This window comes from Hyphomonas jannaschiana VP2, assembly GCF_000685215.1.
Taxonomy (GTDB): domain Bacteria; phylum Pseudomonadota; class Alphaproteobacteria; order Caulobacterales; family Hyphomonadaceae; genus Hyphomonas; species Hyphomonas jannaschiana.
This window is the reverse complement of the sequence record NZ_ARYJ01000008.1, coordinates 59,910-78,849: the sequence shown is the minus strand read 5'-3', so window position 1 is coordinate 78,849 and position 18,940 is coordinate 59,910. Positions and strand designations below refer to the sequence as shown.

Sequence of the window (18,940 nt, the reverse complement as noted above, 5' to 3'; positions counted from 1 at the left end):
GGCTGATCCTTAAAGTCTGATATCAAGACCGCCGCTCGCCGTGCGGGCCGGGCGAAGCGCGTCTGCAGTGAGGTTTGGCGTGGTCAGGGGCGGTACGTCCGAGCCTGTGCCACGGTCTCCAAACATGCGCCCTGGCATAGGTGTGTGCGCATGTTGCTGGCCGGATTGTTGCTGCTGGAATGTCATGTTCTGGCTGGATAGACCATTTCGTTCCAAAGCCTGAGTCAGCTCGAAGTGCATGAGACGTAGCTGTTTCAGCGCTTCCGGAGAATCTCCGGTGACTGTGATGTGCTGAAGACCGTTTGCGTCGAATTTAAAGTCAATTGACACACGGCCGAGTTCCGGGGGATCCAGCTGAACTGTGACCCGGTCAGGCGTATCATCGGGCGATGCAACGGCATCGGTGATGATCCGGACCGTCTCAGCCGGGCTGGCGGTAATGATTGCCTGGGTTGGCGCCATCTGAATCTGGGGCTGGCTGGTTTGTGCCGGCGCCTGGGAAGAGGGGAGGGCGCCGAAAGCAGGCGGCGTCGATTGCTGGCCTGTCTCCGGAGCGTGGGTGGTCTGAGTTGAATTGCCGGGCGCGCTGGTATCGGCTTTCCCTTCAGCCGAGTCGACGAAAAGGCTGGCGATTGAGGGCCGCTTCTCTGTCACGCTATCCGGCGAGTTTACTGATACGCCTGCCAGATCTTCCGCTTGCGGCGAGGTCGCCGTCACAGGGGGGCTCGTCTGATCTGCTGGCGCAGGGGCCGGCGCATTTGCCTCGGGAGGACGCTGCAGAAGCGATCGGGCGTCCGTTCCGTCTTTGAAAGAGGTTTGTGCCGTCTGGCTTGTGCCAATCGCGGGCGCCATTTCAGCTTGCTTGTCAGCACCGGCAGGTGGGGGGGCTTGTTGAGCCTCGTGCCCTTTTGTGTCGGTCCGGAGTTCTGCGGCTGGGTCAGCCGGTGAGGAGGCGGAAGTAGACTCCGTATTCGGCGGTGCGCTGTCTTCTGGGGGCTGAATCGCGACGGTCACAAGGCATGAGTCTGACGGTGTCTCTTGCTCTGTTTCGGCCTGAGTTGTGTCTTCGAGCTTCGCCTCGTGGCCGTTGTGCGAAGTGGTTGTTCCGGGGGCCGCATCCATATCAGCTTCTTCCGGTAAGAAGCCGAGGTCTGCTACGTCTGTTGTCTCGGCAGGATAATCGTCAAGCTCGTTTGCGGCAGCAGTTCCTGACTCCTCAGCCGGAAGCATGAGGCCATACGCTTCGCTGACATTGTTTCTTTCCGCTGATGCCCGGGACACTTCTTCGGAAGAGTCGGCGCCGCTTTCCTGCTTCAGCGTGCGGGAGAAATCTGCACCGGCATCACTCGTCCCAGCCTTGTTGGCTGTGCGCCCTGGTTTCGTGCCTGCTGACGAAAACGCCGGTTCCGATTCAATCAGAAATGTCATGATCGGTTACGATTCCCTGTCCCAATATTAACCAAGTTACAACGAAAGGACATGAAAACAGCGTTAACGCGCCGGTCAGTCCGGCGAATAAATTTTCCCGATCCGAACCCGGAGGATCAGATGACCCAGCCTATCTCAGCTCGGACTGTGATGCCCACAGCTGCGGAGCTTTCAAACCGGCCTGCAATTGGTGGGGAAGGGGCACAGGCCTCAGACATCGGTAAGCGATTTGAACAGATGCTCTGGACGGAAATGCTCTCCTATGCGGGCCTCGACAAGGCATTCGCCCAGGACGGTGGCCAGGCAGCCGAGACCTTTTCACGCTATGTCGTTGAGTCCATCGCTGCAGATCTTGCGGAAAGTCATCCGATGGGACTTGGAGAGGCCGTAGACCGCTCTGTTGCGGCGCGCCAATCAACACAACAGGATGACGTCGCATGAGCCAGGCCAGCATCCAGTCTGAAATTGAGGGCCTGAAAGAAACGCTGACCCTTGAGAGAGAGTATCTGCTTGCTGGCCGCGCACGCGAAACGCTGGCGCTTACAGAAGCAAAACTCTCAGCAATGAATTCGCTGGAGACCGCTTTTGGTTCGTTCGACCTTGGCTCAGTGCCGCATGTCTATCGGGCGGACATGGCCGAAGTTGTCATGATGGCGAAAGAGAATGCTGTTCACTTCGAAGCGATCCAGAACGGCTTGCGGCGTGCGATTGAGCGTGTCGGGTCTCAGCATGCGAATGCTTATGTCGGCTCTTATACCCAAACAGGTGGGAAGGTCGCGTTTACGGAAGTTACTGGTCATTTCCTGAAAAAGGCCTGACTGGTTAACTGCTTGTACACTCCCCGATTGTAACACGTTCTGGAAACCTGGAGGGGTTGGCGGTCTTTTCCGCAGTCAGGACGACACGTAATTTAATCAGGCCGCGACAAGGTTCGCTGGCCTCGGTCCTTAAGGGATGGGTATATAATGTCCAGTATTCTGACTAATAACAGCGCAATGGTCGCGCTCGACACGCTTCGCAACATCAACAAAGACCTTGCATCGGTCCAGAACGAAATTTCGACGGGCAAGTCTGTTTCCAGCGCCAAAGACAACGCGGCAATCTGGGCGATCTCGACGGTCATGTCGACCGACGTTGAAAGCTTCAAGCAGATCTCCGACTCGCTGAACCTCGGTTCTTCCACGGTCGGTGTGGCCCGCGTTGCTTCTGAAAAAGTCACCGAGCTTCTTCAGGACATGAAAGAACTGATTGTTACGGCTCAGGGCGCGAACGTTGACCGCACCAAGATCCAGACCGAAATCGGTGAGATCCGCGAAAACATCGCTTCGGTTGTCGGCGCTGCTCAGTTCAACGGCCTGAACCTGGTTGATGGTTCTTCTTCCGCCGATATGCAGATCCTGTCGTCGCTCGACCGCAGCTCTTCCGGCACGGTCACGGCAGCCTTCATCGACGTTGCACGTCATGACCTGTCGATCAGCAACACGGCGTCTGGCGCCACCTTCGGCGGCTCCGCTGTGACCGACCTGACCATCATCAACAACGGTGGTACGAACGCTGGTACGGCTGATACGCTTGCCGATAGCGCAACGCAGGACATCACCATCGCTGCTGTCGCAGATGGCAACTCCTACCGCATCGTTCTCGATGACTCGGCTACGACCAACAGCCTCGGCCAGCGCACGTTCGAGTATGTCGCCGGCACGGATGACAGCCTGAACTCTGTTGCTGCAAACCTTGCCAACCAGATCAGCACGTTCTTCTCTGCAACTGGCGAGACGAACTACACGGTTTCCCGCACCGACGACGTGATCTCCATTACGAACAATTCGGGCGCCAACCTGTCGATCACGGCTGCTTCGGCAACGGGTGGTACGGCTGCTGCTACGGCTGGCGGTCTCGGTAACGTTGCCAGCATCGACGTTACGACGGATGCAGGTGCAACGGCTGCTCTGACCTCGATCGAATCCCTGCTGCAGACGTCGATCGACGCTGCTGCCGGCTTCGGTTCTTCGCAGACCCGTATCGAAAACCAGACGGATTTCGTCAGCTCCCTGATCGACTCCATGACCTCCGGTATCGGTGGTCTGGTAGACGCCGACATGGAAGCTGCTTCGGCTAAACTGCAGGCCCTTCAGGTCCAGCAGCAGCTGGGCGTCCAGTCTCTGTCAATTGCTAACCAGGCGCCGCAGACTCTGCTGTCGCTGTTCCGCTAATATGACCGATAGCCCGGGGGCCAATGGCGGTTCCCGGGCTATCATTCCTACTGTCCCGGGGAGGGTGCATTGCAATCACTGGCTTTCAAAGCTTATGGGGAGGTCAAGCAACGCACTGCGGGAGAGAAGGAAATTGAATTTGCGCTTTTCCGGCAGATTACGGATGCGCTTGAACAGGTTTCCGGAAGTGAAGATGTACAGCCAACTGATTGGGCTGAAGCAATTCACCGAAATCAACAATTGTGGACAACTATCGCGATCGACCTGCTTCACCCTGGCAATAGCCTGCCAGATGAGATGAAGCGGAGCCTTTTGTATCTCGCCGAGTTTGTCCGGCAGACCAGCATGAAGATCATGGGCGGCGAAGGTGACATCGCCGATCTGATCGAAGTCAACCAATCCATCATGAAAGGCCTTGCGGGCGTTGCTGCCCAGGAGGCGACCGGGGAGGGTGCCTGATGTCTGGTCTCGTGTTTAAAGTGGCGCCGGGTGAGCGCTTCATCATCAATGGGGCTACGCTGGAAAATGGTGACAAGCCCGCCCGTATCCGTGTTGTCGAGGGGGACGCCCGTGTCCTGCGCTGCCGGGATGCGATGCATCCGAGCGAAGTCAACACACCGCTCAAACAGGTTTACTACGCTATCCAGCTCCTGGTGACGGGCGACCTGAAAGAAGACGATACCGTGCCGGCAATTGATGCTGAATGCGAGCGCCTGGAAGATGTGTTCAGTCACATCGATGCGGAACTCATCCCTGTGCTCCGTTCCATGATTGGCCGGGGCAACTACTATTCAGCAATGTGCCATTTGCGCCAGATCATGCCGATCGAAGCGGAGCTTCTGGCCTTGCCGGGCGGTCGCAGCGAGCCAGTTCACCAGGCGCGGGTCGCCTGACGTCCATGTTTCAGCCGGCGATCCCTCTGCCCGGAATAGGTGGATGGAGATTTCTCCAGGACACTTATTCCCGCCAACTCGATTCCTTCAGCGATTCTCCTCAGGTCCGGAATGACCGGGACTATATGCTGGAGAAATTGTCTCACCGCCTGACCGTCGATGAGTTCATGAGTGACCGGCGTCTCTTGCGAGTCACGATGACAGCGTTCGGCCTGGGAGGTGAAGAGTGGAAGGGTGGCTTTATCCGCAAAGCGCTTGAAGAGGTGGGAGATCCGGAGAGCACGTTCCTCGCGCGCCTCAACAACACCAAATACACGAAATTCGCCGAAGCCCTGGCACCCATTGATGGCAGCATCATCATGTCGTCAGGTGAATTGGCAAAGATTGCCGTCAATTTTGAAGCCCAGTCGTTCCGGACAGCCGTAGGGGAGGTCGACGACTCCATGCGGCTCGCGCTGAATTTTCAGGCCGAAATTCCTGAGATGACCGGCAATGATGCGTCGGACAAGACGATTCTTTACAGGATTCTCGGAGACGTACCGGTCCGGACCGTTTTTGAGACAGCCTTCAGTCTGCCGCAGGGGATCAGCAGTCTCGATCTCGATCGGCAGGCGGACATCTTCAAGGAAAAGATCACGTCTGTCCTTGGGATCAACGATCTGTCCGAACTTGCAGAACCGGACGTAACTGAAAAGCTCATTCACCGGTACCTGGCGATGGAGACGATTGAAAACGGATCGACGTCTTACTCTTCGGCATCTGCAGCCCTGACTTTGCTCGGCAACGGGGTGGGTAGCCAGGCCAGCCAGAACCTGTTCATCAGCCTTCTGAAGTAGGCGGTGACTCCGGCTGTGCCGACGAGGCGTCCGGCCCCAGGATGGTATTCAGCATCTGGAATGCGCTCTCGATCCCATTCTGGTTTTTCGTTCCCATGAATTTGTCGAGTGCCGGGAAAAGAGCGATTGCATTGTCGCCTTCGGCGTCCTTGCCAAACTCGTAGAGGTTGGCCCTCAGCATGGGTTCGAGTTCTTCGTACAGCGCGAGTGTCCGGCGGCAACGGCGGATAAGGGCATTTTCTTGATCCGTTGCTGCATGGGGCAGGGCGCGGGAGACCGACCGGAGAACATCTATTGCAGGATAGCGCTGGCGTTCGGCGATTTGGCGCGAGAGAATGATATGTCCGTCGAGGATGCCTCGGATCATGTCAGCCACCGGCTCTTCCATGTCAGACCCGGCGACGAGTACGGAATAAATCGCCGTGATGTCGCCTTTATCGTCAAGGCCTGGCCCGGCACGTTCGGCCAGTTCGGAGATAACCCGGACGGTTGAAGGAGGGAAAGCGTTCAGAGCCGGAGTCTCTCCGGCCATAAGGGCCGTTTCCCGGTGCGCTTCCGCAAAACGGGTAATCGAGTCGAACAGGAAGAGGACATTGTGCCCTTCGTCCCGAAAGTGTTCGGCGGCAGTGATGGCGCAGTAAGCCGCGCGCTTCTTGGCGCCAGGCGGCTCGCTGGCCGTCGCAGCGACCACAACCGTCTTGGACATGATGGATTGCGGCAGGACATTGCGCACAAACTCGTTCACTTCCCGCGAGCGCTCGCCAATCAGCGCGATGACGACCCGGTCAGCTTCCAGCCCAGCGGCAAGTGATCCCAGGAAGGTCGATTTTCCGACCCCGGAACCGGCAAACAGGCCAAGTCTTTGCCCCTGGCAGACCGGTAGCATCGTATCGGTGACCATCCAGCCTGTTGCCAGCCGGTTGCCAATGCCGCGCCGGGCGTGTGCGGGCAGGGGGGCTGCGTGCAGGCGGCGATTGGTTGCCCGCAGAGGCGCAATCTGAGCGGAAGTGCCCGTGACGTCTCCGCGGTAATTGATGATTTGTCCCAGCCAGTGGTCGCCGGGTTCGATCCGGGGTTCCTGTTGTATCTGGACCGCATCGCCAATCCGGATGGCGTCGCAAGGGGAATAGAGCAAGGCTGTGACGCTGTCCCCGGCAATCGACAGGATTTCGCCGAGAATGCTGGTTCCTTGCTTCTGGATGATGATTTCATTGCCCACGCCAGCCAGTTCGCTGATGCCGGCGATCCGTATCATCCCGGGGGCGACTTCGGTGACTGTGCCCCAGATACTGTAAAGCGTGAAGGAAGGTGATGCGTTGGTCATAGGTCTGGCGTGGCCAACATAATTCCTAACAAAACGGGGCAATCGGTTAACTCTTTCTTCAACTTATCCCTTGAAGTCTTGTTAACGAGTTAACCAAGACGAGTCTGTCATGATTTCCCAGCTTCCGCTTTTTGAAATCTACGGCGCGATGGCCCGTTACGCCGCAGAGAGCCAGAAGGTCAGCGCGACCAATATCGCGCATGCCGATGAGCCTGGATACAAGGCCAAGGAGCTTGAATCCTTTGAGGCTTACCTCTCCCGCGCGGCCAATAGTGCGTCTCACACCGGGCTCAACACGTCTTTCAAAGTTGTCGAGTCGGGCACGCCCGTGTCGCCCAGTGGCAACTCGGTCAGCATCGAAATGGAAATGTTCCGCTCTGCAGAAGCCGCCGGGCAGCATGAACAGGCAATGACGGTCTATTCCAAATCGCTCGACCTGCTCCGTACGGCACTTGGCAAATATTGAGGGAGGTCTGAATGAACCCGCTCAAGCAAATCATGATGCAGGCCGTTTCCGGCATGTCGCTGGAGCAGCGGCGTGTAACCGTCGCGTCGGAGAACATCTCCAACGTCGACACACCGGGATACCGTCGCAAGCTCTTGTTGCAGGAAGCCATGCCCGGACAGGGCGCGGACTTCGCTGCCACCAAGGTCATGCTGGATGAGACACCGGGTCAGAGGGAGTATGACCCGTCCCATCCGATGGCTGATCAGGACGGTTACATCACCATGTCCAATGTTTCCCTGATTACGGAAATGGCGGACTTACGCGACGCAAACCGGACGTATGAGGCCAACCTGAATTCGTTTCAGCAGGCCCGCACAATGTACCAGTCTTTGCTGGATGTTCTACGCCGCTGACGCGGTAAGAGGGGAGATGGGTAATGTCGACAGTGGGGTTCAGCGCTTATACAGCGCTTAACACAACGCGTCCTGCAGATGCCGCCGGTTCAGCGGGCGCTGCAGCAAAAACTGGTGACGGCAAGAACGTCGTCGCTGAAGGAATTTCCGATTTCCGAGCTGCCCTTCAGCAGGCGGAAGGCTCTGCCATGGAGACGGCGGTATCCGGGGCAGACCCGCATGCCATGGTCGAAGCGCTGGCAAATGCAGAGATGATGCTGGATGCGGCAGTGACCATCCGTGACAAGGTGGTCGAGGCTTATCAGGAACTGCTGCGGATGCCGGTCTGAGGCCTGAGAATACGGCATGTCTGAAGCGGAGATCTTCGAGGTTCTGAGAGCGCATATCTGGGGCGCGGCCATGATGGCCATGCCGATCCTGATCACGACGCTCATCCTCGGTTTCGTCATTGGTCTCCTTCAGGCGCTGACCTCCATTCAGGAGATGACCCTTACCTTCATCCCGAAGATCTTTGCGGTCGTCGTCGTGTTCTTCCTGTCGCTTGGCTACATGACCCGTATCGCGCTCGACCTTTTCAATAATTACGTCCTGCCGCTCATTTCAGAATAGGCCCCGCCGTGGAAACTCAGAAACTCTTTGGCCTGTCGAACCCTACCGCGCTTCTGGCGATCGGCCTGATGATGGTCATCCTGGTCATGATCCTGCCGGTTCCGGCCTGGGTGATGGACATCGGCCTGACCTGTTCGTTCGCCTTTGCGATCCTGATCTTCACCACGTCGATCTTCATCGAGAAACCTCTGGATTTCTCCTCCTTTCCGAGCGTACTGCTCGCATCGCTGATCCTGCGCCTTGCGCTGAACGTGTCTTCGACGAAGCTGATCATCGGTGATGGTCATACCGGAACGGACGCCGCCGGCGGGGTTATCCAGGGCTTCGCCATGTTCATCATGGGCGGAAATCTGTTCGTGGGTCTTGTGGTGTTTGGCGTTCTGGTAATTGTGAACTTCATGGTCATCACAAAGGGTGCGGGCCGGATGGCTGAAGTCGGTGCCCGTTTCGCCCTCGATGCCATGCCGGGCAAGCAGCTGGCCATCGACTCCGATCTCGCAGTCGGCGCAATTTCTCACGAAGAGGCAAAGAAGCGCCGTCAGAAGGAACAGGAAGAAGCCGCCTTTCTCGGGTCCCTGGACGGTGCGTCGAAATTCGTTAAGGGCGATGCGATTGCCGGTCTGCTGATCACGGCACTGAACCTCGTTGCGGGGATCGGCATCGGCCTTACGGTGCATCATCTCAGCTTTTCTGAAGCGCTCAGCAATTATTCGATCCTGACGGTTGGTGATGGTCTCGTCTCGCAGATCCCCGCCGTGATCGTGTCCGTCGCTGCCGCGCTTCTGCTCTCGAAGGGCAGGGAAGATGGAGCAATCGACCTCGCGCTCGTGGCCCAGCTGGGTGCCAACGCAACTGCGCTGTTTATCGTTGCAGGGATTCTCGGCGTGTTTGCCCTGTTCCCGGGCCTGCCATTCCTCCCGTTCATGGTGGCTGCCGTCGGGTTCGCCACGGCTGCCTGGTTCATCCATCAGCAGCATCAGAAGGCTGAAGCCGACAAGGAGCTCGCCCTTGAGGATGAGGCACCGGAACCGGTCAAGTTTGGCGACTCCATCCACTCTGACGAAATCCATCTCGAAGTCGCGCCGGACCTCGTGAACCTCGTCTTGCTTGGCGACAACGGATTCGAAAGCCGGATCCAGAAGATCCGAAGGTACATTGCCGAAGAATATGGGTTTGTCCTTCCGCCGATCCGGATGACGGACAATCCGATCCTGAAGAAAAACGAATACCGTATCCGCATCCAGGGCGTGCGGATCGATTCCGGTTTCCTGCGGCCTGGGTCTGTTCTCGCCCTGCTTGAGGATGACCAGCTGCCCCATCTCGATGGAGAAAAAGTCAAGGAGCCGGTCTACAAGGCGGCTGCGCGCTGGCTTGCCTCCGGCAAGAAGCAGGAACTGGCAGCGTCCGGCATTCCGGCGGTTGAGCCGATCGAAGTGCTGGCCACCCATATGCTGGAAGTCATCCAGTCGAACTTCTCGCTGATCTTTACCCGCATGGTGATGCTCGACACACTTGATGCTCTGACCAAGGTATCCGATCCGGATCGGGCCGCTGCCAACCGGCGCTTCCTGGACGAATACATTCCCGGCAAGGTCACTCCGGAACTGCTCTTGTCTGTTGTTCGTCTCCTGCTTGAAGAGCGGGTGTCGATCCGCAATCTCTTCCTCATCATCGAGACGCTCGCAGAGGCCAAACAGGCAGGGGCGAATATCCAGCGGTCTGTGGAAATGGTGCGCCAGCGGCTCGCCTTCCAGATCGTGGACCGCCTGCAGGACGAACAGGGGCGCCTGCCGCTGGTCCAGCTATCCACCAATTGGGAACAGAAGTTTGCCCAGTATGAAATCACCAATGAGAGTGGTAGCAGCGACATCGCGCTGCCGCCGGAACTGTTCGGCGAACTGACGAATTCGGTCCAGTCGAAACTGAATGAAGCTGCCCGGAAAGGCGTGATCGCCGCTGTCGCAACCACATCCCGCCGCCGCCGCTTCCTGCAGACCGTGCTTGTCAGCAAGGGCATTCGCAATGCCGTGTTGGCCTATGAAGAAATCAACGCCAAGACGAAGCCCTATATCATCGGCGTTGTCTGATGCTTTTGGGCATGCCCGTTCCGGACGCGCTGTCTGCCTGGATCGCGCTGGTCATGGTGATTGTTGCCCGGCTCAGCTTCATCATCTTCTTCATGCCGGGGATTGGTGAGCAGACAATTCCGGTTCAGATGCGGGTGATGATCCTGCTGGCGCTGTCCGCCATGTTCTCGATTTCAGGTTTTGTGTCTCCGCCGCCGACAGAGTCGTTCGCGTCTTATGCCGGTGTGCTCTCGACAGAAGTCGCCATCGGTTTCGCGCTGGGCGTTGTTCTGAGAGTCACGATCTGGATGCTCAGCATCGCCGGAACTGTAATTTCACAGGCTATCGGCCTGTCGCAGCTGCTGGGTGTGGCGCTTGAACACGAACAGCAGACGATGACCGCGAATCTTCTGTCGATGGCCGGGGCAGCGCTGCTGCTCTCCGCAGACTTCCACATCAAGGCGATTGCCAGCCTTTTGCGCCTCTATACGGACGTGCCGATCGGCGCACTGGAAGCCATGAACCAGGACATGCTCGTCCAGGCCTTTCTGTCTGCCTTCGGGCTGGCCATCATGCTGGCCTGGCCCTTTGTGGCGGTGAACTTGCTGTACAATATCTGCCTCGGCTTCATCAACAAGGCGTTGCCTTCGCTGATGGTGGCCTTTGTCGGTGCACCGCTGATGATCGGTGCGGGCATCATCCTGCTGGCCCTGTCGATCATGGGTATGCTGGTGGTGTGGGAAGGCCGCATCCCTGATATTGTGGTCTGGCAGTGAGGTAGACCATGGCCGAGCAGGACACAGATAGCGGTGAAAAGGAATTCGAGGCCACCGAGCAGCGCCGCCAGCAGGCGCGCGAGGAAGGCAATGTTCCGCAGTCAAAGGAAGCCAACACGCTGGCCCTGATTGTCGGGGCGATGGTCGCGGCGGTCGTCCTGCAGGTCGCAATCGGCAATTCGGTGTTCCAGGACTTTTCGTCCATGCTCTACCACGCTGATGCGTTTTCGGAGGACATCTTCGATTCGGGCGGCGCGGAAACGCGCAGCTGGTTTTCCAGCACGCTGGTCAAGTTCGCGCCGATCCTCCTGATCCTGGGTGCCATCGTGCTGCTGGCCCTGGTCGCACAGCGTTCGATTTCCTTTTCCGCCAAGAAAATTCAGGCGGATCCAAAAAAGCTGTCGCCTGTCGAGAACCTCAAGAAGAAGTATGGCGCCAGAGGGCTGCTGGATTTCCTGAAGGACACGGTCAAGCTGGTCTTCGCGGCCACAATTGCCGTCGTCTTCCTGATACAGCTCGCTCAGGATTATTATTCATCCAGCGCGATCCAACAGGGGCAGTTTGCGGAATTCACTTTCAGCCAGGTGCTGAAACTGATCTTCTGGTTTCTTCTGTTCCAGTTCGTACTTGCGGCGATCGACCTGCCGCTTCAGCGTCGTCTCCATGCCAACCAGCTGAAGATGACGCGCGAGGAGATGAAAAAGGAACTGAAACAGTCCGAAGGTGACCCGCAGCTGAAACAGCAACGCCGGCAGAAGGCGCAGAAAATCACCCGCGGCCAGATGCTGACCAATGTGAAGGATGCCACCGTCGTTATGGTGAACCCGGAGCATTACGCCGTGGCCCTGAAATGGGACCCGGAGTCCAGCAAGGCGCCGGTCTGCGTGGCCAAGGGCGTTGATCATCTCGCGGCTCGCATCCGCGAAGTGGCAACCGCCAACAATGTGCCGATCTATCGTGATCCGCCGGCGGCGCGGTCCATGTACAGTCTTGTCGAAGTGGACGAGGAAATTCGCCCTGAACACTTCGCTGCCGTGGCCGCCGCGATCAATTTCGTCGAGCGCGTAAAGCGGCATATGGAGTAGGGGATGGCGCAGAAAGGTCCGCCGCTGCAGAAGCTTGTCGCTCTCAAACGCCAGCGGGCGGAGCAGGACCTGCTGAGCGTTCAGCAGGAACTCACCGCCCTTAAAGCAGACTTGCACCGCCTCGAAGCCGATCTTGCCTCCCTGAATGGCGAGGCGGGCGGGATCGAGTCCCATATTCTGTCCTATGAGCATGGCTACGCCCAGCGCCAGACTTTCGCCATTCAGGCCTGCCGCGCAAAGATCACCGAGAAGGAAGCCGAGTTTCTGGCGGCGCGCGAAGCGCTCAAACGGGCCTTCGATTCAGAAGAGCGGCTGCGCCGGGAAGCCGGACGGCTCTGACCCCGATGCTTGATCTTTGACGGCCAGATCGCCACAAGACCGCCCATGCTCGACTATCGTTTCTCCGTGGCCCCGATGATGGACTGGACCGACCGGCATTGCCGGGCGTTTCACCGGTGCCTGTCAAAGCGCGCCTTGCTGTGGACGGAAATGGTGACCGCAGACGCCGTGATCCATGGGGATCGCCAAAGGCTGATCGGGTTTAATGAGGCAGAGCATACAGTGGTTCTACAGCTTGGCGGGAGTGAGCCGCAGAAGCTGGCCGAGGCGGCGCGCATCGCCGAAGGCTTCGGCTATGATGAGGTGAACCTTAATTGCGGTTGCCCGTCAGAACGGGTGCAGTCCGGCGCGTTTGGGGCCTGCCTGATGGCGGAGCCCGATCTTGTGGCGGACTGCATCGCGGCGATGAAGGCAGCGGTGTCGATCCCGGTGACGGTGAAGTGCCGGATTGCCATTGACGACCTGCCCGCGCGGGAGACGTTGTTCACCTTCATCGACAAGGTCTCTGCGGCTGGGTGCAGCATCTTCACAGTGCATGCCCGAAAGGCTTGGCTGAAAGGCCTGTCGCCAAAGGAAAACCGGGACATCCCGCCACTCGACTATGATCTGGTCGCGGAACTGAAGGCCGCGCGGCCGGACCTGACCATCATCCTGAATGGCGGTATTCCCGATATTGAGGCGTGTACAGAACACCTGACGCGGTTCGACGGGGTCATGCTCGGTCGGGCCGCTTACCAGACGCCCGCCCTGCTCGGCGAAGTCGATGCCGTACTGTTCGGGGAGGGGGAGGTGCGCTCGCCATTCGAAGCGGTGGAGGCTTACCGCCCCTATATGGCCGCGCGTTTGGCCGAGGGTGTCGGCCTGCACGGTATGACGCGGCATATGCTGGGCCTCTTTAACGGCCGGCCGGGCGCGCGCCTCTGGCGGCGGACCTTGTCTGAGCGCGCCCCACGCGCCGGGGCAGGGCTGGAAGTTCTCGACGCCGCGCTGGAAGCTGTGACCGAACGGGCGCCAGTCTGACCCTTTAATTTGTTCTTTATTTGTTCGCGGGTGCGTGTTAACCCTTTTCTCGCTGGAAGGGAAAAGGCGATGGTCTGCAGGGTTACCACATTTGCATTCGAGGGCGTCGAGGCGCAGCCTGTCGACGTTCAGGTGCAACTCACGGGCGGAAATCCGAACTTCCATATCGTCGGCCTGCCTGACAAGGCTGTGGGCGAAAGCCGGGAGCGTGTGCGCGCCGCGTTCGCATCCCTCGGGCTCGCTTTGCCGCCGAAACGGGTGATCGTGAACCTCGCCCCAGCAGACTTGCCGAAAGAAGGCAGCCATTATGATCTTGCCATCGCGCTTGCCATGCTGGCCATCATGGGCGTGATCCCGGCTGACCAGTTGGAAGGCTATGCGGCGATTGGTGAGCTCTCCCTGGATGGGAGCCTCGGGGAGACGGTTGGTGTCTTGCCTGCGGCCATGGCGGCCGAGGCCATGGATTTGCGCCTGATCTGTCCGGAAATTTGCGGGGCCGAAGCAGCCTGGGCTGGCGGCAGTGTGATTGCGGCGCGCAGCCTTATTGCCCTGATCAATCATTTCACCGGACGCGAAGCAATTGGTGCGCCGAAGGCAGGCCAGCTGGCAGAGCCGCCGCCGGGTCCGGACCTTAGGGATGTGAAAGGGCAGGAGGGGGCCAAACGCGTGCTGGAGATCGCCGCTGCGGGGGGGCACAATCTCCTGTTTTGTGGTCCGCCAGGATCGGGCAAATCGATGCTCGCTCAGCGCCTGCCTGGCCTGCTGCCGCCACTTAGTGCCCGGGAATTGCTGGAAGTCTCGCAGATCCAGTCGATTTCCGGCCTCCTGGAAAGGGGACGCCTGTCGCGGACCCGGCCGTTTCGGGCGCCGCACCACTCTGCTTCCATGGCGGCGCTTGTCGGTGGCGGGATCAAGGCGAAGCCGGGAGAAGTGTCGCTGGCGCATCATGGCGTTCTGTTCCTGGATGAGCTGCCGGAATTCCCGGCCCATGTGCTGGACAGTTTGCGCCAGCCGCTGGAGGCGGGGGAGGCCGTGGTGGCCCGGGCGAACCGGCATGTGCGGTATCCGGCGCGCTTTCAGCTGATCGCGGCCATGAATCCCTGCCGGTGCGGGGGTGGTCCCGGCGCGGCCGCCTGTACACGCGGTCCGAAATGCGCCCAGCAGTACCAGTCCCGCTTGTCAGGCCCGTTTCTTGACCGGATCGACCTGTATTTCGACACCCCACCGGTCACAGCTGTGGACCTTGCTTTGCCGCCGCCCACAGAGGGCACTGCTGAAGCCCGGGCCCGTGTGGCTGCCGCGCGGGACATCCAGGCTGACCGGTTCGGCGAGACGGGCGACGACACGCGCCGGCCGGTCAATGCGGATGCGCCGCTTCCCGAACTGGAAAAGGTGGCCCGGCCGGACCAGCCGGGCGCCACGCTGCTGGCCGATGCCGCGTCCCGGCTGAATCTGACGGCGCGAGGTTATTCCCGCGTGCTGAAAGTGGCCCGGACCATTGCGGACCTGGACGGATCAGATGCTGTACGCCGCGTACACATTGCTGAAGCACTCTCTTACCGCCAGCGTCCGGCGGGTCAGGGCGAGGGGGTCAATGCGGAGGCCATGGCCCGTTAGCAAACGGCCGTTGAAACATGCGGCGGATTTAAACAAATCCTAAAGCGTCTGTTGCAGGATACGGCCATGACCAAGTCCCCCCTGCCGCCGGGCGAGCATCGCCCGCAAGAGACATTCCTCGCCGCTGCGAGCCATGAAATCCGCACGCCGCTGAACGGGATTCTCGGCACAGTGTCCTTGTTGCTGGAAACGGAACTGGAACCGGCCCAGCGGGAATATGCCGAAGCCATCCGGCTCAGCGGTTCCCGTCTGCTGGATCTCCTGAACAATGTGCTCGATTATGCGCGCCTCGATGCCTCAGCCATCGAACTGGAAACCGAGGCATTCTGCCCGGTCCGGCTTGGCCGGGAAGTGATGGAATTGCTGAGCCCGCGCGCCCATGCTGCGGGGCTGGACATCGCTGCGCGTGCCTCGGTCCTGCCGATGCCGTCCTATTCGGGCGATGCCGGCCGGATCCGCCAGATCCTGTTCAATCTCGTGGGCAATGCGCTGAAGTTTACCGAAAGCGGCGCTGTCCTGCTCGACATCTGCGCGCATGAGGACGGGCTGGAATACCGCATCATCGACACCGGCCCGGGCATTGCCCCGGAAGACCGGGAGCGCCTTTTCGAAGCCTTCCGCCAGACCAGCCGGCAGGACGCTTACAAGGATGGCGGCGTCGGACTTGGCCTTGCCATCGTCAAGCGCCTGACAGACCTGCTGGGCGGGAAGATCGAAGTCACCGGGGAACCCGGCCTTGGCACCTGTTTTTCCGTATTTCTTCCCCTGGAAAAGGCGGACTTGCCAGCGACGCATGACCTGCCGGTCCTGGATGCTGTGGTCGGAATTGCGGGCCTGCCGCCCGCGACCTGCCTGTCGACGACGGCGGCCCTCATCAATGCCTCCGCCCGGCCTGTGCGGATCGATGTGTCATCCGGCTATGTGCCGCCGGACGTCGATGTGCTGCTGATCGGGGCGGAGCAGCCGGAGGAAACGGTGCGCGCGCTCGCCCGCAAGGCGCCGGCCCTGATCGTGCTGAGACCCGAAGACCGGGGCGCCATTGCGCGTTTCAAGGCGATGGGCTGTGCCGGATGGCTCGTGCGTCCGCTGAGAGCCTCGTCGCTGATTGAGCGTATTTTTGTCGTGAAAACGGGCGGCTTGCCGGTCGAAGAGCCTGAAAAGCTGACAGGTGCCGGACGGGTGCTGATTGCGGACGACAATCCGGTCAATGCGATGATTGCACGGCGCGCCTTGGAATCGGCCGGATTTACCGTCACAGTCGCGTCCACAGGTATAGAAGCGCTGGAGGCCGCGAAAAGCATGAATCCCGCCCTGGTCCTGATGGATCTCCGTATGCCCGAAATGGATGGGTTCGAAGCCATGCGCCAGTTGCGTGCCGGCGGTTCGGACGTGCCGGTCATCGCCGTCTCCGCCGAAGTGAACGCCGACATCGAACGTCAGGCCAGGACTGCCGGGGCGAATGATGTGGTTGCCAAGCCGATCGAGCCTCAGGCTCTGCGCACCCTGGCGATCAAATGGACCGGCGCTGCCGAGAAGGCCGGCGCTGCATGAGCGGCAATGCCGCGCTTCCGGTGAATCAGCCCTCCCGGGCGGCGCGCGCTTTCCGGGCGCTGAAAGACCGGCGCATGGCGGCGATGCTGATCCTCGCCTTCGCGGCCAGCATACCTTATGGCGCCATTGTTGGCGTGCTGACAGCCTGGTTGACGCAGGAAGGTATCGACACAGACACGATTGGTGTCCTGTCTCTCGTCGCCATCGGGTACTCGTTCAAATATCTCTGGGCGCCCTTGTTCCAGACGCCGCATGGCGTGCCGTTCATTCGTGTCGGCGGGCGGCGGTCCTGGCTGATCCTTTGCCAGGCCTCGATTGCCGTGCTGCTGGCGGTACTGGCCTTCTCCAATCCGCCGCAGAATATCGGGCTCGTTGCACTGATCTGTTTCGTGATCCTGATCCTCGGGCCCACGCATGACATCATCCTCGACGCCTGGCGGATCGAGGTCGCCCGGTCTGAAGAAGACAAGGACCTGATGTCCGCCCTCTATCAGTTCGGCTACAAGTCGGGCGGGTTCATATCCGGCTTCGTCGCATTGCTGGTTGCAGCGCGCGGCGGGTGGTCCGTCGCCTATGTGATGATGGCCGGATTTGTCGGCCTGACCATTCTGGGCAGCCTGCTGGCGCCGGAGCCTGAGTATAACAAGCACGAACACACGACACGCCTCAGCTTCCTGCCGTCCGTGCCGGGGCGTGAGGCAGCGCCGGCAGTGGCCTTCGTTGCGGCCTGCTGGGCGACGGCTTTTGTCATGATTGCCTCCTTCGCGGTCATGCGGCTCGGCTTCAATGCAGACATTTCCTCGCGCACATTCGTATCGGAGCAGGGGCCCATCATTGTGATCCTGACCGTGATCGTGCCGTCAGTCGTGGCCGCGGTCCTGCTCGTCCGGAACAAGGGGGAGGCGGTCGATGCGCCGCTGTTCTCGCCCGGTCAGAGCCGGCGCAGCAAGCTGGTCGCGACCCTGTTCCGCGCGATCTTCGACCCCCTGATGGACCTGATCTACCGGCTTCGCTGGTGGACGATCCTCGTGCTCGCTTTGGCGTTGACCTATCGTTTTACCGATGCCGTCTGGGGTTCATTCGCCTATCCGTTTTACCTGCGCAGCGATCTCGATGCGCTTGGCCATACGCTGGACGATGTGGCGATCGCCTCCAAATTCTTCGGCGTGATTGCGACCATTCTCGGTTCGCTGATCGGAGCGACGCTGATCGCAACTATCGGCCGGATGCCGGTCTTCTTTGTCGGCGGCGTCGTGGCGGCGGCGACCAACCTGCTCTACGCGGATCTCGCCCACGGGGCGCATGCCGTAGATGCCTTCCTGGCCGTCACGCATCTCGACGGGCCACTGATCGCCTTTGCGGACTTTGCGGCGAAACTCCAGCCACAGGAGATCACCCTGCCGGCAGATCACAGCCAGCGCCTGGCCAGGCTGATGATCACCATCTTTGCCGAGAACATTGCGGGCGGGTTCGCACTTGTGGCCATGACGGCCTATCTGACGGCGGTCGTGAATCCGCGCTTTGCGGCGGTCCAGTATGCACTGCTTGCGTCGTTGACCATGCTGATCGGCACGCTCGGCCGGCCCTGGCTGGGCGCGATGATCGAGTCGAATGGCTTCTATCCGGTTTTCATCGTCACTTTCTGGCTGGGCGGCGTCGCGGTCCTGCTAAGCATCGTGGAATGGTGGCGCCAGGCGCGTGTGGCCCGCCTGGCAAGAGAAGGAGCGGCAAATGGATAATCAACGACCCAAAGGGCTCGGCGGACACTGGCGGCTTTACGTGGCAATGGGTGTGCTGTCGCTACTGGGCGGCATGTTTGCGCTTCTCAATCCTTATGCGGCGTCGGTTTTCGTACTGCAGCTTGTGGCCTTCCTGTTCATTCTGCTGGGCGTGATGCAGGTGGCCTTCACGCTGCGCTCGCCTTTTGGACTGTCCTGGTTCGATCTGGGGCTGGGGGTGCTGCAGATTCTTCTGGGCGTCATGCTGGCGACGAATGTGCTCGGCGGACTCGTCTCGCTGACGCTGATCCTGGCTTTCCTGTTCATGCTGGAAGGGGTGATTCTCGTGCTGGCGGGGACCAATCTGCGCCCGTTCCGGCCATGGCTGTGGCTGGTCGTTGGCGGCACGATTTCGATTCTTCTGTCGGTCTTCGTCCTGATGAATTTGCCGGAAGCGGCGGCGACCTTGCTGGGCCTGCTTCTGGGCATCGACCTTCTGTCCAACGGGCTTTGGCTCGTGGCGGCCGGGCTGATGCTCCGCGACCTCTGACACGGGAAGGGGCTGGTCCCTCGCGGCGGCGCGCACTAGGCTCCGGGCACCATT

General features: G+C 60.0%; 21 protein-coding genes. 19 read left to right on the top strand and 2 right to left on the bottom strand.

Features of this window, described 5'->3' with window-relative positions; translation table 11 throughout:
- Positions 1 to 9: 9 nt before the first annotated feature.
- Entirely contained in the window at positions 10 to 1,428 is a 1,419-nt protein-coding gene (locus tag HJA_RS12935) for a flagellar hook-length control protein FliK (protein WP_035582963.1), read from the bottom strand.
- A 120-nt stretch (positions 1,429 to 1,548) separates the two neighbouring features.
- Between HJA_RS12935 and HJA_RS12930 the strand changes: the two genes are divergently transcribed.
- From HJA_RS12930 to HJA_RS12905, 6 genes are all read left to right on the top strand, one after another.
- The gene (locus HJA_RS12930; protein WP_155839985.1) at positions 1,549 to 1,869 is read left to right on the top strand and encodes a hypothetical protein; all 321 of its coding nucleotides are present in this window, start codon (positions 1,549 to 1,551) and stop codon (positions 1,867 to 1,869) included.
- The gene (locus HJA_RS12925) at positions 1,866 to 2,246 is read left to right on the top strand and encodes a hypothetical protein (protein WP_035582959.1); all 381 of its coding nucleotides are present in this window, start codon (positions 1,866 to 1,868) and stop codon (positions 2,244 to 2,246) included. The genes HJA_RS12930 and HJA_RS12925 overlap by 4 nt, the downstream gene beginning before the upstream one ends.
- Before the next feature lie 147 nt (positions 2,247 to 2,393).
- Positions 2,394 to 3,641 (top strand): flagellin, encoded by a 1,248-nt coding sequence (locus HJA_RS12920; protein ID WP_035582957.1) that lies wholly within the window; start codon positions 2,394 to 2,396, stop codon positions 3,639 to 3,641.
- 69 nt (positions 3,642 to 3,710) lie between these two features.
- The gene (flaF, locus tag HJA_RS18120) at positions 3,711 to 4,100 is read left to right on the top strand and encodes a flagellar biosynthesis regulator FlaF (protein WP_051597671.1); all 390 of its coding nucleotides are present in this window, start codon (positions 3,711 to 3,713) and stop codon (positions 4,098 to 4,100) included.
- The gene (locus HJA_RS12910; RefSeq protein WP_035582955.1) at positions 4,100 to 4,534 is read left to right on the top strand and encodes a flagellar biosynthesis repressor FlbT; all 435 of its coding nucleotides are present in this window, start codon (positions 4,100 to 4,102) and stop codon (positions 4,532 to 4,534) included. Before flaF ends, HJA_RS12910 begins: the two co-directional genes overlap by 1 nt.
- A gap of 125 nt (positions 4,535 to 4,659) precedes the next feature.
- Positions 4,660 to 5,370, top strand: coding sequence for a DUF1217 domain-containing protein (locus HJA_RS12905; RefSeq protein WP_241764357.1), 711 nt, complete (start codon positions 4,660 to 4,662; stop codon positions 5,368 to 5,370).
- Here the strand turns inward: HJA_RS12905 and HJA_RS12900 are convergent.
- Positions 5,354 to 6,694 carry a FliI/YscN family ATPase gene (locus tag HJA_RS12900; protein WP_051597670.1) on the bottom strand — a complete coding sequence of 447 codons (1,341 nt, stop codon included), beginning with the start codon at positions 6,692 to 6,694 and terminating at the stop codon, positions 5,354 to 5,356. The genes HJA_RS12905 and HJA_RS12900 overlap by 17 nt on opposite strands.
- A gap of 109 nt (positions 6,695 to 6,803) precedes the next feature.
- Here HJA_RS12900 and HJA_RS12895 point away from each other — a divergent pair, with 109 nt between their 5' ends.
- The 13 genes from HJA_RS12895 to HJA_RS12835 all read left to right on the top strand — a co-directional run bounded on the left by HJA_RS12895 (position 6,804) and on the right by HJA_RS12835 (position 18,886).
- Positions 6,804 to 7,160 (top strand): flagellar biosynthesis protein FlgB, encoded by a 357-nt coding sequence (locus HJA_RS12895; protein WP_035582949.1) that lies wholly within the window; start codon positions 6,804 to 6,806, stop codon positions 7,158 to 7,160.
- Positions 7,161 to 7,171: 11 nt separating this feature from the next.
- On the top strand, positions 7,172 to 7,555 hold the full coding sequence (locus HJA_RS12890; protein WP_035582948.1) for a flagellar basal body rod C-terminal domain-containing protein: 384 nt from the start codon (positions 7,172 to 7,174) through the stop codon (positions 7,553 to 7,555).
- Between the two features lie 23 nt (positions 7,556 to 7,578).
- The gene (gene fliE / locus HJA_RS12885; RefSeq protein WP_035582947.1) at positions 7,579 to 7,884 is read left to right on the top strand and encodes a flagellar hook-basal body complex protein FliE; all 306 of its coding nucleotides are present in this window, start codon (positions 7,579 to 7,581) and stop codon (positions 7,882 to 7,884) included.
- 16 nt (positions 7,885 to 7,900) lie between these two features.
- Entirely contained in the window at positions 7,901 to 8,164 is a 264-nt protein-coding gene (locus HJA_RS12880) for a flagellar biosynthetic protein FliQ (RefSeq protein WP_034762145.1), read from the top strand.
- A gap of 68 nt (positions 8,165 to 8,232) precedes the next feature.
- Positions 8,233 to 10,251, top strand: coding sequence for an FHIPEP family type III secretion protein (locus HJA_RS12875; RefSeq protein WP_051597688.1), 2,019 nt, complete (start codon positions 8,233 to 8,235; stop codon positions 10,249 to 10,251).
- Entirely contained in the window at positions 10,251 to 11,006 is a 756-nt protein-coding gene (locus HJA_RS12870) for a flagellar biosynthetic protein FliR (protein ID WP_155839983.1), read from the top strand. The genes HJA_RS12875 and HJA_RS12870 overlap by 1 nt, the downstream gene beginning before the upstream one ends.
- A gap of 8 nt (positions 11,007 to 11,014) precedes the next feature.
- A complete protein-coding gene (locus HJA_RS12865; RefSeq protein ID WP_035582935.1) occupies positions 11,015 to 12,091 on the top strand; it encodes an EscU/YscU/HrcU family type III secretion system export apparatus switch protein in 1,077 nt (358 codons plus the stop codon).
- 3 nt (positions 12,092 to 12,094) lie between these two features.
- Positions 12,095 to 12,430 (top strand): hypothetical protein, encoded by a 336-nt coding sequence (locus HJA_RS12860; RefSeq protein ID WP_035582934.1) that lies wholly within the window; start codon positions 12,095 to 12,097, stop codon positions 12,428 to 12,430.
- Between the two features lie 45 nt (positions 12,431 to 12,475).
- Positions 12,476 to 13,450, top strand: coding sequence for a tRNA dihydrouridine(20/20a) synthase DusA (gene dusA / locus HJA_RS12855; protein ID WP_035583073.1), 975 nt, complete (start codon positions 12,476 to 12,478; stop codon positions 13,448 to 13,450).
- A gap of 69 nt (positions 13,451 to 13,519) precedes the next feature.
- Positions 13,520 to 15,067 (top strand): YifB family Mg chelatase-like AAA ATPase, encoded by a 1,548-nt coding sequence (locus HJA_RS12850; protein ID WP_035582933.1) that lies wholly within the window; start codon positions 13,520 to 13,522, stop codon positions 15,065 to 15,067.
- Between the two features lie 66 nt (positions 15,068 to 15,133).
- Positions 15,134 to 16,618: an ATP-binding protein gene (locus HJA_RS12845; protein ID WP_035582931.1), complete on the top strand. Its 1,485-nt coding sequence runs from the start codon at positions 15,134 to 15,136 to the stop codon at positions 16,616 to 16,618.
- Complete coding sequence (locus HJA_RS12840; RefSeq protein WP_162177059.1) at positions 16,615 to 18,357, top strand: AmpG family muropeptide MFS transporter; 1,743 nt, start codon at positions 16,615 to 16,617, stop codon at positions 18,355 to 18,357. Before HJA_RS12845 ends, HJA_RS12840 begins: the two co-directional genes overlap by 4 nt.
- Positions 18,350 to 18,886: an HdeD family acid-resistance protein gene (locus HJA_RS12835; RefSeq protein ID WP_081814693.1), complete on the top strand. Its 537-nt coding sequence runs from the start codon at positions 18,350 to 18,352 to the stop codon at positions 18,884 to 18,886. Before HJA_RS12840 ends, HJA_RS12835 begins: the two co-directional genes overlap by 8 nt.
- Positions 18,887 to 18,940: the final 54 nt, after the last annotated feature.

Coding starts and splice junctions, on each gene's coding strand:
- HJA_RS12935 (WP_035582963.1), bottom strand. CDS start 1,428: ATGACATTTCTGATTGAATCGGAACCGGCGTTTTCGTCAGCAGGCACG.
- HJA_RS12930 (WP_155839985.1), top strand. CDS start 1,549: ATGACCCAGCCTATCTCAGCTCGGACTGTGATGCCCACAGCTGCGGAG.
- HJA_RS12925 (WP_035582959.1), top strand. CDS start 1,866: ATGAGCCAGGCCAGCATCCAGTCTGAAATTGAGGGCCTGAAAGAAACG.
- HJA_RS12920 (WP_035582957.1), top strand. CDS start 2,394: ATGTCCAGTATTCTGACTAATAACAGCGCAATGGTCGCGCTCGACACG.
- HJA_RS12910 (WP_035582955.1), top strand. CDS start 4,100: ATGTCTGGTCTCGTGTTTAAAGTGGCGCCGGGTGAGCGCTTCATCATC.
- HJA_RS12905 (WP_241764357.1), top strand. CDS start 4,660: ATGCTGGAGAAATTGTCTCACCGCCTGACCGTCGATGAGTTCATGAGT.
- HJA_RS12900 (WP_051597670.1), bottom strand. CDS start 6,694: ATGACCAACGCATCACCTTCCTTCACGCTTTACAGTATCTGGGGCACA.
- HJA_RS12895 (WP_035582949.1), top strand. CDS start 6,804: ATGATTTCCCAGCTTCCGCTTTTTGAAATCTACGGCGCGATGGCCCGT.
- HJA_RS12890 (WP_035582948.1), top strand. CDS start 7,172: ATGAACCCGCTCAAGCAAATCATGATGCAGGCCGTTTCCGGCATGTCG.
- fliE (WP_035582947.1), top strand. CDS start 7,579: ATGTCGACAGTGGGGTTCAGCGCTTATACAGCGCTTAACACAACGCGT.
- HJA_RS12880 (WP_034762145.1), top strand. CDS start 7,901: ATGTCTGAAGCGGAGATCTTCGAGGTTCTGAGAGCGCATATCTGGGGC.
- HJA_RS12875 (WP_051597688.1), top strand. CDS start 8,233: ATGATGGTCATCCTGGTCATGATCCTGCCGGTTCCGGCCTGGGTGATG.
- HJA_RS12870 (WP_155839983.1), top strand. CDS start 10,251: ATGCTTTTGGGCATGCCCGTTCCGGACGCGCTGTCTGCCTGGATCGCG.
- HJA_RS12865 (WP_035582935.1), top strand. CDS start 11,015: ATGGCCGAGCAGGACACAGATAGCGGTGAAAAGGAATTCGAGGCCACC.
- HJA_RS12860 (WP_035582934.1), top strand. CDS start 12,095: ATGGCGCAGAAAGGTCCGCCGCTGCAGAAGCTTGTCGCTCTCAAACGC.
- dusA (WP_035583073.1), top strand. CDS start 12,476: ATGCTCGACTATCGTTTCTCCGTGGCCCCGATGATGGACTGGACCGAC.
- HJA_RS12850 (WP_035582933.1), top strand. CDS start 13,520: ATGGTCTGCAGGGTTACCACATTTGCATTCGAGGGCGTCGAGGCGCAG.
- HJA_RS12845 (WP_035582931.1), top strand. CDS start 15,134: ATGACCAAGTCCCCCCTGCCGCCGGGCGAGCATCGCCCGCAAGAGACA.
- HJA_RS12840 (WP_162177059.1), top strand. CDS start 16,615: ATGAGCGGCAATGCCGCGCTTCCGGTGAATCAGCCCTCCCGGGCGGCG.
- HJA_RS12835 (WP_081814693.1), top strand. CDS start 18,350: ATGGATAATCAACGACCCAAAGGGCTCGGCGGACACTGGCGGCTTTAC.